Here is a 10583-nt window from a genome sequence, read left to right on the forward strand (position 1 = left end):
CCAGCGCACACCGGTCCAGGTGCCACTCGAGGGCGGCCAGCGCCCGCTCCAGCGCGCCCTCCAGATCGGCCCCGCGCGCCGCGCCCGGAGCGGTGCCTGGCCGCAATGCGACGACCTCGGCGGGTTCGCCCACGGTCCCTCCTTGTTATCCGCTGAGTTTTCGCCAGGGTTCCGCTGTCGCTCCGGCGGTGTTATCCGCTGAGATCCTAGCGGTGCTCAGTGGATAAGGACAGTTATCCACTGAGCTGGAGGCGCAGCCAGAGACCTTGTGACCTGGGGCTGTCCGCGAACACGCAGTGACCGGGCGGAGGGCCGCCGGAGCTCCAGTCGATTCAGTCGGGCTGTTCAAGGTAGGTTGGAGGTGCGCCAGTCAACTTGCACACCTCTGCGTGGACGCTCGCGTGATCGAGCGTTTGTGCTGAGCTGGGACAGCTGTATGACAGCAGTAAGAAAGCTGTTGGACAGCGCTCAGGTCGTGCGGGAGGACCCGCACCAACGCGAAACGGCCACCTACCGGCAGGAACTGTCGAGGCTCCTGGTAGGTGGCCGTTCCGTGTTACCAGGGGATCACTCCCCTGCGGGGATCGCTCCCCGCCGCATAGATCAAACGTCACCCCCGCTCATGAAGACGAACCAGAGAATCGTCCGGATGATCCACAAGACCACCATGGCGACGATCTTCTGCCATCCCCGGTCGCGTTTGGGACGCCGTTCCCTACGGTGCCGTGCCACGTCGGTGCCTTCCCATCGATGCCGACCGTGGAGCGGCCGGCGGACCCCGCCCGGCTGATCGCCTGGCGTGCACTTCCGGACGAGTCCGGGCTACACGTGGTTGGGATGACTCCTTTATGACCAAGCACGCACAAGCCTAGCTTTTGGAAGGGCCGTGTGATGCCTGACGCGGCGCCGTCGTCCCAGGGGCGGATGTTCCGGTACGGTGTCCGACCCTCGCCGGGGATGCCCGCCGAGTAGGGCCACGGCCTGCACACCTGTCTGCTGGTGCCGTCGCCGTTCGCGTTGCTGGCGAAGCTGTTGAACATCGTGCAGATGTTCATCTTCAACAGGTTCGGAGCCGAGGAACCTGCCGGATAGAAACGGTGCTCTGTCCGGTCCGCTCAGCACCCTCATCGCAGGTCAACGCATCAGCGACGACCCGGTGCTGTACCCGGCCCTGTCCGAGGCGACGGGCGGCCCCCGCCCACGAGCCTGGAGGACTTCGGCGCCGTTCCGGTGCCGCCCTCGCAGGCCCGGTTCTGGCACGCGCTGACCGTGGTCGAGCAGACCGCGTTCGTCGAGGCCGCCGAACGCGTCCGGCTGCCCGTCGGGCACGTGCTGTAGCACGAGGGCAATCGCGCCGACCACCTGCTGGTGATCCTGTCCGGCTGGGCGAAGATCTCGGCCGGTCGGGCGGGGCAGGGACTTGGGCGGGTTCGCTGACGGTCGGTCAGGGCAGACCCGCGGTGGTTTCGGGTCCGGAACCGGCCGCAGCTGGCGCCGCCAGATCGGTCAGGGTGACTAGGGCGGTGGGGCCGCTGGCACCGCGCGGCCCCGGCGACCTGGAACCGGCACCTGTCGGCACTGGCCTCGTTCACCACCTGGGCCCAACGCCAGGAGTTCCTGGAGACCAACCCGGCTCGCCGCCTGGAGCGCCGCACGCCCACCCGCCGCGGCGACCGCGCCCTCCCACGTGCTCGGCTGGACCGGCTGCTGGCCGATCGCTCCCACGGCGTGCGTGAGCGGGTGCTGTGGCAGCTGCTGCGCGAGACCGCTGCCCGCGCCACCGAGATCCTGTCGCTGGACATCGAGGACCTGGACCTGTCGCTGCGCCGCGCCCGCGTGGTCTCCAAAGGCGGCGCGATCGAATACGTGCACTGGGGCACCGCCACCGCCCGCCTGCTCCCGCGCCTCCTACAAGGCCGCACCGCCGGGCCGGTGTTCCTGTCCGACCGCCGCGTCCCCACCTCCGGGCCCCGCGCGCCGGCCGCCGCCGACATCTGTCCCACCACCGGACGCGGCCGCCTGTCCTACCCGCGCGCCGAGTACCTGTTCAAACAGGCATCATGGGCCCACGACCCACACGGGCAGGGGTGGACGCTGCACCAGCTGCGTCACAGCACCCTGACCGACCTGGCCGCCGCCGGACGCACCGCACCCGAGCTCCAGGCCAAGTCCCGCCACGCCCACCTGTCCAGCCTGGGCCGCTACGTCCGCCTCGGCGAAGCCACCTCCGCCCGCATCACCGCCGAACACGACCCCCACGCACGCCGCCGCCCGCGCTGAACGCCGTGCCTCCCACAGCATCAGGCCGCCCACGCAGGCGCGATGCAACTAACCCCACACAGCAAGGCGCGCTGATGATCCGATGAGACCAAGCATTGGAGTTTCGAGCTCGGCGCAGCTTGGCATCTGCTGATCGGCCGACGGGCTAGTAAGGGTGAAACGGTTAGCCGCCCCCAGGAGACCGGCTCCTGCGGGGCGGCTGACCGCCTGGTGTAGGTGAGGCTCTCTTTGCTTCCCCCGGCCGACGGTGAGCCGGAGGGAACGGCCTTTCATGCTGGGCAGGTTGACCTTGCTGCTGGTGTGCCGCCAGCTGGGTGCGGCACTGCCGGGGTCTGTTGGTCAGGCGTCGCGGACGTAGCTGTATCCGTTGAGGTCCAGGTCGTAGTAGTTGAGGCCGTCGCCGAGGTTGACGTGGGTCACCGACCAGGTGCACGTCACGGGTGACTGGTAGGGGAAGTTGAGGGTCATGCTCGAGCCGTTGATCTCGACGGTGCCCTCGAGCCAGGTGTCCGCCCGCGCGTTCTGCAGGACGACGGACCCGTCGGCGGTGAAGGTGTAGCTCCAGTACGCGGTGGCGCCCTGGGTCCCGCCGCTCCAGGTGCCGATCAGGACCGCCGGAATCGCGCTGGCCGACGGCGTCGACTCGGGCACGGCCGCATCAGCGGTCGTTGTCTGGACGGCCGTGGGTGAGGACGACGTGGAGTGCTGCGACGTCGCATCGGACCGGGCAGTGCCTTGGCCGCAACCGCTGGTCATCGAGATCACCGTGACGATCAGCGCGACCAAGGCGACGACCGCCACACGCGCCCTTGCTCGGTGTGCAGGGCCGTTGAGGCTGTTCATGAGGGGCTCCTTGCCCGCTACGGCGGTGACGGCCGTGAGGTGCCGCCCACCGTGCCGGCCGACGCGGGGTGCTCCCGCGTTTCGCAGCCGTGCAGGACAAAGCGTGTACCGAGGGGAATCCCATGGTCACGGGGCGGTGGACCGCCGTGCCGGGAGAGCGCAACCAGGGCGGTAGGCCAAATCCGGCCCGGCGGCGTGAGGCGATCAGGTGGACATACCCAACTGCGCTGCGTCAGCCCTTAATCACGCATGGGCCTTGGCGGTATATGCCTGGTTCCCGAGCGGTCAGGAAAAGGCCCGGACGCTCGGGAAAACGCCCCTGGCAGCCGGGATACCTCTCATTGAGAGTCGGTGGAGAGGAGGTGCGCGATGAACCAGCCAACGAGAACGCACACATCGCCTACGAGCCCGAAGGCGGGGGCGGCCCTCCGGCGGCTCGGCAAGCGCACGGCATGGACCGGGTGGGCTCTGGTGGTAGTGGTGTGCGGAGCGATCGCGGTCTTTGTGCTGCTGAGCCGGTCCGCGCCACGACCGGACTGGCATCCATGGAAGATTGCGCTGCTCGAACCAGCGATGTTCGCCCTGTACGCCACACCCGGCGCGGTCATCGCCGGACGCCGACCCCGCAACCCGGTCGGATGGCTGCTGCTCCTGTCCGCATTTGGGGCTTCTGTCGACAGTCTGGCCCATGCCTACGGCCTGGCCGCACTCTCAAGCCACCTGCCAGGTGGTGTGGTCGCCGCCTGGGTGTCGAACTGGGCCTTCGCTCTCCACGTCTTCCCCCTCTTCTTCCTCCTGCTGCTGTTCCCCAACGGCCGATTGCCAACTCCACGATGGCGGATCGCCGCCTGGTACCTCGGCGCAGCCGCCGCCCTGGTGCTACCGTGCGCGGCTTTGGCTCCTGGCCCGGTGAGCCGTGACTACTTCCCGACCGTGCCCAACCCGTTCGTCGTCCCCCTGATGGAGTTCGTCAACAGCACCGAAGGCCCGTTGTCGCTGGTGCTCGTCGCTGGCCCGCTGGTTATCGCGACCGCTTCGCTGCTCCGGCGATACGCCATCAACGGAGCAGTAGTCCGCCAACAGATCAAATGGGTGACGTTCGCGATGCTGGTGAACGTCACCATGGTGCTGGGAATTGTTCCCTTCCACGACGATGCCTTCGCGACGCTCGCAGTGGATCTGGCCACCGTCACGCTGAGCATGGCCATCGCGGTCGCGATCGTGCGACACCATCTGTTCGACATCGACCGGCTACTGAGCCGCTCGCTGCTGTATCTGGGGCTGACCGGGTGTGTGGTCGTGCTCTACATCGCCTCGGTCAGCGGGCTGGGCCTGGTGCTGCAAAGTTCTGGGACGGTGACGGCGTTGTTGGCGACCGGTGTGGTGGCGGTCGCATTGCAGCCGCTGCGGCAAGGCTTGCAGCGGGTGGTGAGCCGGTGGGTCTACGGGTTGCGAGATGATCCGTATGCGGCGCTAGCGGATCTGGGGCGCCGGTTGGAGGCCACGACCGGACCCGCGCAGGTGCTCCCCGAGGCCGCCGCGACTGTGGCCAACGCGTTGCGCCTGGAGTATGTGGCCGTCGAGTTGGAGTACCCGACCGCCACCCGGCCTACTGCGGCCCCAGCAGCCCGGTACGGCAGGCCGACGGCCGAGGCGGCACGGTTCGACCTGGTGCATCAAGGTGAGCGCATCGGTGCGTTGGTGGTGGGCGCCCGCCCGTCCGAGACCCGGTTGTCGCGCGCGGACCTGCGGCTGCTGGCCGACGTGGCCCGTCACCTCAGCCAGGCCGCAGCGGGGGTGCGGCTGTCGTTGATGCTGTCGCGTTCGCAGGAACGCGCGGTCACCGCCCGGGCCGAGGAGCGCCGTCGCCTGGCCCGGGATCTGCACGATGGGATCGGCCCCGTCCTCACCGGGGCCATCTGGACGCTCCAAGCCACCTGCCAGGTTCTACGCAGCGATCCGGCCAAGGCACAGGAGATGCTGGCGACCACGCTGGCCAACCTGCGGCAAGGCAACCAGGACCTACGCCGGATCTCCATGGGCCTGCGTTCTCCGGTCGATCAGCTCGGGCTGCGTGAGGCCACACTGGCCTTCATCAGCCGGATGTCCTCACCGGTGCACACCGACCTGCCGCCGCAGATCCCGCAGATGGCGGCCGCCACCGAAGAGGCCGCCTACTGGATCGTGACCGAGGCCGTGGCCAACGTGCTCCGCCATGCACCCACCGCCACGTGCTGGGTGCGTTTGGGCCTGGACGAGGGGACACTGGCGGTAACGGTTGCCGACAACGGGCCGGGCCTGCCCACACAGCTGCGGCCCGGGATCGGAGTGACCTCCATGCGCGAACGTGCCACCGAGATCGGCGGCAGTTTTCACATCGGGCCCCGCACCAGCGGCGGCACCCAGGTCATCGCCCACCTGCCCCGCACACTGCCCCAACCCCCACCGACCCACCGACACGCCGAACGCGGTGAGGACGGCACCGGCCAGGACGGGGCGCGGTGATGACGGCACCCATCCGCGTGGTGATCGCCGACGACCACGCCTTTGCCCGCTACGGCATCCGAGCCCTCCTGGAGGGCGACCCCACCATCACCGTCGTGGCCGAAGCCAGCACCGGCAAACAAGCAGTACAGCAAGTCCTGGAATGCCATCCCGACGTGATCGTCATGGACGTGCGCATGCCCGACGGCGACGGCATCTGGGCCACCCGCGAGATCCAACGAGTCCGCCCCCAAACCAAGGTCCTGGTCCACTCCTCCTTCGAGCAGGACCCCAACGTGATGGCCGCCATGCGCGCCGGCGCCTGCGGCTTCCTGGTCAAAGACGACGACGAAACGCAACTACCCCGCGCGATCCACGCCGCAGCATCCGGCGCCTGGATCGTCAGCCTTTCCGACACCGCCCGGATGCGCCCCTGGTTCGACCAACTGGCCACCGCCCGACGCGAGAACGCCTTCCCCCAGCTCACCCCACGCGAACGCGAAATCCTCAACATCCTGGCCATGCCACGACAGACCACCCGCAGCACCGCCAACCGCCTCGGCATCAGCACCAAACGAGTCGTGAACGCCATCAACGACATCAAGACCAAACTCGGCGTCACCGAACACGACGACCTCATCACCATGGCACGCCAAGCAGGCCTGGGCACCCACACCTGACCCATCCCCCACACCCCGGAACTAGCTTCCCAGGGCAGCACAAGCTCACCAGGTTCACACTTCCCACAAACGGGCTCAGAAGAAAGGGAACTTTACGGCCCCGCTGAACCCCTACCTCGGTGACGTCACCGGTTCTGCCCCGGGAGCAGCTACCAGCAGGCCGCCATGACGATCGGCATCGAGGTGATCAAGAGGATCGTCTATGAGCACGCCCCTGCTCCTCCAGGCGCTCGGCGGTTGAGGCAGTCGGGTACAGGAGCGCAGGTAGCCCGCCACCTACCGCACAAGAAACCCCGCCTTCAAACTGGCTCTGGCGAAGTCTGTGTGATGCTCGACCCGAGCATCACCCAAGCGTCGTTCCACTCCTGACCGAGGAGGCCTCTGGACAGCGATGAAGTCATGCGTTCACAGCCTCGGCTCCGCTGGATAACTACAGCATGTGACGGCTCCACACAAAGTTCGCCAGAGCCTTCAAACTGGAAAAGTCACACCCGGGCAGGCCCCGCCCGACGTCGAAGCCGCCTACCTCAAGGCGCATCCGAAGAAGTGAAACCCTCACCGACCGCCAACCTCGATCTGGAATCATCCAGGCCATGGTCTCGGTCACTCCAGACGTCCCTGAGTTTCGCGTAGTCTCCGCCCTCTACGGCTTTGAGCAGGCTTACCAACGGTTCCTTGATCAGGCGAACAATCCAAATGTTCCTGCGGTCGTCATCTTCGCTCCACTCGCAGAAGCTCTGTGGTGGGCCATCAGCGCAGACGAAGGTTTCTTCAAGCTTGACAAGGCCGGCTACCGAAGCCGCCGCGACGCAACCGAAGAAGGAAGCCATCTACGGGCGCTGCTGTTCGCCCGCAATCGATGTGGGCACCAGCGCGCGCTCGTTATTGAACGATCAGGCCTCACTGCGCCACTGACGCCTCCGGTCACTCCTGGTGTGCACATCCGATGGCGTCGCCTCTCCGAGCTTCCGCCTCCGGACCCGGGATTCAACGATCCTGACGGCGAGGCAGCTTACGAAGTTGGGCTGGCAAGTAAGCCCGTGGAGCGCGCGCTTAGCCAGATCGCGAAGTGGTTCACCACAGCGCGGCAGCAGGCAGGGACTCGTTTTGGAGAAGCGCAAGCGGCGTGGCCAACCTAACCTGTCAACCGTCAGTGGACGTAGTCGTGGCTAGCCGTCCACTACCGGCACACCTTGCGTCCAGTTCACCACCCTCGGGCACCACTCCCGCATGGACAACACCCGCAGGACCCCAGGCATCCCTGGCCTCATCGGCGACCTGCAATGGGTCGACTCCCCCGACTTCGGAGATGCCCCCGAGGATCGACGCATCCCGCGTGTCTACGACGTAGACCCCGCCCCGCTCGCCCGCATGATCGCCGCATACCTCCAGCTCACCGACGAGAGTGTCACTGAGGTGATGCGCGAAATCGCTGGCGATGACCGTGATGGCCCAATCCACATCGTTCACCTACTGGGTGCCTGTGAGCGCGCTGCCAAAGCGACCGGCGGTGGGCTACCCGGCGCAGCCAACCCACTCGGCCACGGAACCGCTGGCCTCATCAGCATGGCGATCTCTGGCGAAGCACTCCCCGCCCTCGTTGAAGCCCTCCGCTGCGGAGGTTTTCCTGCCGCCACAGGACTCGTACGAGCGCTGGACTCCGAGGCCCGCTACTACATCCTCGACAGCCTGATCGAGTACTGGGGTGCTCCCATCGTAGGCCTGCAGATCGACCTTACCGACGACAAACTCCGGCGCTCCAAGCCCTGACCGCCCCTTCGCTCACTCGACCACAGCCAGACTTCTGCGAAGGAACCAGACGGCGTCAGGACCAGTCCAACAGCAACAGGCCAAAAAGCGGCCGCACTCCTGCGAATGGAGTCAGAGGACCTCTTGGACGCCAACACCACCATCGCGATCTGCGCAACAGGCATCGCCTTGATATCCCTGGTGACCTCAATTTTCGAGGCTCGGGCTGTGCGTCAGCACAACCGGAATGCTGTGCGTCCCTTGCTGGAACTGTGGGTCTACCGCAACGACAGCCAGGCCGGAATCAAGATCGTCAATCGCGGACTCGGCCCCGCCATCATCACCAACACTGCGTTGACGCTCGACGGCGACCCAGTCGGAGCTTGGGAGATCGCCAACCTCAGAGATCTCCGAAACTCCCTGCCAGCCCGACCAAGGATCATGACGTTCGAGGGACCACGAGCGCTCCCAACAGGGTTCGAAGGGCCACTGTTCGCCCTCACCGACTTCGACCGGCACGAACACAACTGGTTCTGGGAGCTGATCCACCGTATGGACCTGGAGATCTACTACGAGTCCCTCTACGGCGGCGAAAACTTCAAGATCAAACTGTACTCTGTGCCGCCGCGCTAAATCTCTGGCTCAAGGTAGTACTGCACTGGCCGGTACAGTCCGCCTGGGAGGAACTCGGACAGCTGCGGCAGCTGGCACCAGCGTGCCGTCCCGCCGTCTGCGGCCGCGTGGCCCTGGCCGTCGACGACCTCGCAGCCGACGAACACCTCCAGCTGACCAGTGTCGTGCTGCTCCCGGTCCTCCAGTGACGCCACTGCGGCGACCACCACGCCGGTCTGCTCGAGACACCCGCGTTGTGGAAGGCGGACCTACGCGGGGTAGGCATGTGGGAGGCGGATCTATGCGGCGCGGACCTGAGGGGCGCGGATCTACGCGGAGCACGCCTGCGGGGAGGCGGACCTGGAAGGCGCGGATCTACGCGGCGCGGACCTGCGCGGCGTGGTGGGTGTGGATGCGGACCAGATTCGGCGGGTGGCGCGGGTGAACTTCTCCACCCGGTTTGGACCGATTGGGGTTCCGGGGTAGGCCGGGATTCCGGGCGCTCCGGCGGGACTTCCGGGAGGCGGCCGGGTTGTGCTTTGGGGTGAGCTGCCTGTCAAAAACCGCAGGTCAGATATAGGTTCGTGGGATTTTCGGCGATTACTACCGGGACCCCCAGGTGACCCGGCGAGATCCCGTCGGTTCCGGTCGGCGCGTGCGGTAAACCGCCGGGACCGGCGGCGGGTCTAACTCGTGTCCGACCCTAGCGACGCCCCACGGCAGAGGACGGCGATGTAGCGGCTCAAGACCTCCGAAGTGGTGGCCACTCTGCTGGCGTTGGGCGTGCTGGAGGCCGTGTGGGGCGCGGTGGTCTGGGCGCCCTTGGACCTTTGGCGGTGGCTGCTGGGCGGGACGGCGGTGGGCGGCGCGGCGGTGCTGGCGTTGTGGGGTCTGCTGGGACCGGGCGCCCGGCGGCTAGCCGGTGAGCAGGCCGAGCTGACCGCCACCGAACGCTCCGCGCTGACCCCGGCCGAGCGGGTCGAGGCGGTCAACAGCGCCCGCCAGGCATTGATGCAGTCGGTCACCGGCCTGGTGGTGATCGTGGGCGTGGTGTTCACCGCCGCCGGACTGCTCTACACCGCCCGCACCCTGGACACCACCCGGCAAGGCCAGATCACCGACCGCTACACGTGCGCCATGAGGCGCCCTGTTGTATCCCCGATCTAGTCGGGGGGGAATTTGGAGGGAGATTCTCGGACCTGATGGCTTACCCAGACCGGAAACGGCGATGGGGACCATAGCATGCCAGAAAACCGGCGATCGGATCAGATGTCAGTGATGATGCGTCCGGGAGGTCCGCGTGATATGGCGAAAGCTGGATTGCCTGAACCCCAATCCCCAGAAGATTGAAGGTCGAATCCGCCGGAAAGGCATCTGACGCCGGCGCCGGTCCTGCAACGGGTTTGGTGAATGCCCGATGCAACCTCCAGGACGCGGAGCGATGCCCAGTGAGGGCATTCAAGGGGATGAATGGGGCGCCTAAGTCACGCTGTCACGTACAACAGGGACGAACATGGGATCGCCTACGGGAGGAGATCTTCCCATGGCGACGGAGGCCCCGTAGTAGTCGCCGGAGTAACGCCCGGCCAAGGAGGACGGGAAGACCGTCCGCAGGGCGAAGGGGGCCAGGTGATCGGACATCCAAGTCTCGGGAGGTATGCGAAATGCAGAACGCCGAAACGGTGCTGGGTGTCCTCCGTGAGCGCGGCAGGCGTGGCCTGCCGTGTAACGAACTGTATCGACAACTGTTCAACAAGGAGTTGTATCTGCTGGCCTACGGACGTCTGTACTCAAACAAAGGAGCGATGACGCCCGGGGTCACCGGGGAAACTGTGGATGGCATGTCACTGAGCACGATCGACCGCATCATCGACGCGTTGCGTCATGAGCGGTATCGGTGGAGCCCGGCCAAAAGGGTCTACATCCCGAAAAAGA

General features: G+C 66.6%; 10 protein-coding genes. 9 read left to right on the plus strand and 1 reads right to left on the minus strand.

The features are described from left to right. Window positions 1-1728 precede the first annotated feature (1728 nt). Window positions 1729-2280, plus strand: a complete 552-nt coding sequence (locus tag AKI01S_RS50005) for a tyrosine-type recombinase/integrase (protein ID WP_245682074.1) — start codon at window positions 1729-1731, stop codon at window positions 2278-2280. Between the two features lie 339 nt (window positions 2281-2619). On the opposite strand, the gene AKI01S_RS51450 is transcribed toward AKI01S_RS50005, so the two are convergent. Then, entirely contained in the window at window positions 2620-3123 is a 504-nt protein-coding gene (locus tag AKI01S_RS51450; RefSeq protein WP_157420646.1) for a hypothetical protein, read from the minus strand. A gap of 369 nt (window positions 3124-3492) precedes the next feature. On the opposite strand from AKI01S_RS51450, the gene AKI01S_RS46465 reads away from it, so the two are divergent. From AKI01S_RS46465 to AKI01S_RS50015, 8 genes are all read left to right on the plus strand, one after another. Then, window positions 3493-5628: a sensor histidine kinase gene (locus tag AKI01S_RS46465; RefSeq protein WP_084000920.1), complete on the plus strand. Its 2136-nt coding sequence runs from the start codon at window positions 3493-3495 to the stop codon at window positions 5626-5628. Then, on the plus strand, window positions 5628-6287 hold the full coding sequence (locus tag AKI01S_RS46470; protein WP_067832913.1) for a response regulator transcription factor: 660 nt from the start codon (window positions 5628-5630) through the stop codon (window positions 6285-6287). Before AKI01S_RS46465 ends, AKI01S_RS46470 begins: the two co-directional genes overlap by 1 nt. Before the next feature lie 593 nt (window positions 6288-6880). After that, window positions 6881-7426: a hypothetical protein gene (locus AKI01S_RS51455; RefSeq protein ID WP_157420648.1), complete on the plus strand. Its 546-nt coding sequence runs from the start codon at window positions 6881-6883 to the stop codon at window positions 7424-7426. Between the two features lie 91 nt (window positions 7427-7517). Next, on the plus strand, window positions 7518-8057 hold the full coding sequence (locus AKI01S_RS46475) for a hypothetical protein (protein WP_067832903.1): 540 nt from the start codon (window positions 7518-7520) through the stop codon (window positions 8055-8057). 123 nt (window positions 8058-8180) lie between these two features. Further along, window positions 8181-8669 carry a hypothetical protein gene (locus tag AKI01S_RS46480; RefSeq protein WP_084000922.1) on the plus strand — a complete coding sequence of 163 codons (489 nt, stop codon included), beginning with the start codon at window positions 8181-8183 and terminating at the stop codon, window positions 8667-8669. A gap of 339 nt (window positions 8670-9008) precedes the next feature. Continuing rightward, on the plus strand, window positions 9009-9134 hold the full coding sequence (locus tag AKI01S_RS54795) for a hypothetical protein (RefSeq protein ID WP_245682075.1): 126 nt from the start codon (window positions 9009-9011) through the stop codon (window positions 9132-9134). A gap of 273 nt (window positions 9135-9407) precedes the next feature. Beyond that, window positions 9408-9815 (plus strand): hypothetical protein, encoded by a 408-nt coding sequence (locus AKI01S_RS46490; protein WP_157420650.1) that lies wholly within the window; start codon window positions 9408-9410, stop codon window positions 9813-9815. Between the two features lie 497 nt (window positions 9816-10312). Continuing rightward, on the plus strand, window positions 10313-10583 hold a 271-nt coding region (locus tag AKI01S_RS50015), incomplete at its 3' end, for a hypothetical protein (RefSeq protein WP_439951715.1).

It is taken from the genome of Actinomadura kijaniata NBRC 14229 (genome assembly GCF_001552175.1).
GTDB classification, from domain to species: domain Bacteria; phylum Actinomycetota; class Actinomycetes; order Streptosporangiales; family Streptosporangiaceae; genus Spirillospora; species Spirillospora kijaniata.

What these genes read in the sequence shown, in the direction of transcription:
- AKI01S_RS51455 (WP_157420648.1), top strand. Translation starts at nt 6,881, where the DNA reads ATGGTCTCGGTCACTCCAGACGTCCCTGAGTTTCGCGTAGTCTCCGCC.
- AKI01S_RS46465 (WP_084000920.1), top strand. Translation starts at nt 3,493, where the DNA reads ATGAACCAGCCAACGAGAACGCACACATCGCCTACGAGCCCGAAGGCG.
- AKI01S_RS46475 (WP_067832903.1), top strand. Translation starts at nt 7,518, where the DNA reads ATGGACAACACCCGCAGGACCCCAGGCATCCCTGGCCTCATCGGCGAC.
- AKI01S_RS46470 (WP_067832913.1), top strand. Translation starts at nt 5,628, where the DNA reads ATGACGGCACCCATCCGCGTGGTGATCGCCGACGACCACGCCTTTGCC.
- AKI01S_RS51450 (WP_157420646.1), bottom strand. Translation starts at nt 3,123, where the DNA reads ATGAACAGCCTCAACGGCCCTGCACACCGAGCAAGGGCGCGTGTGGCG.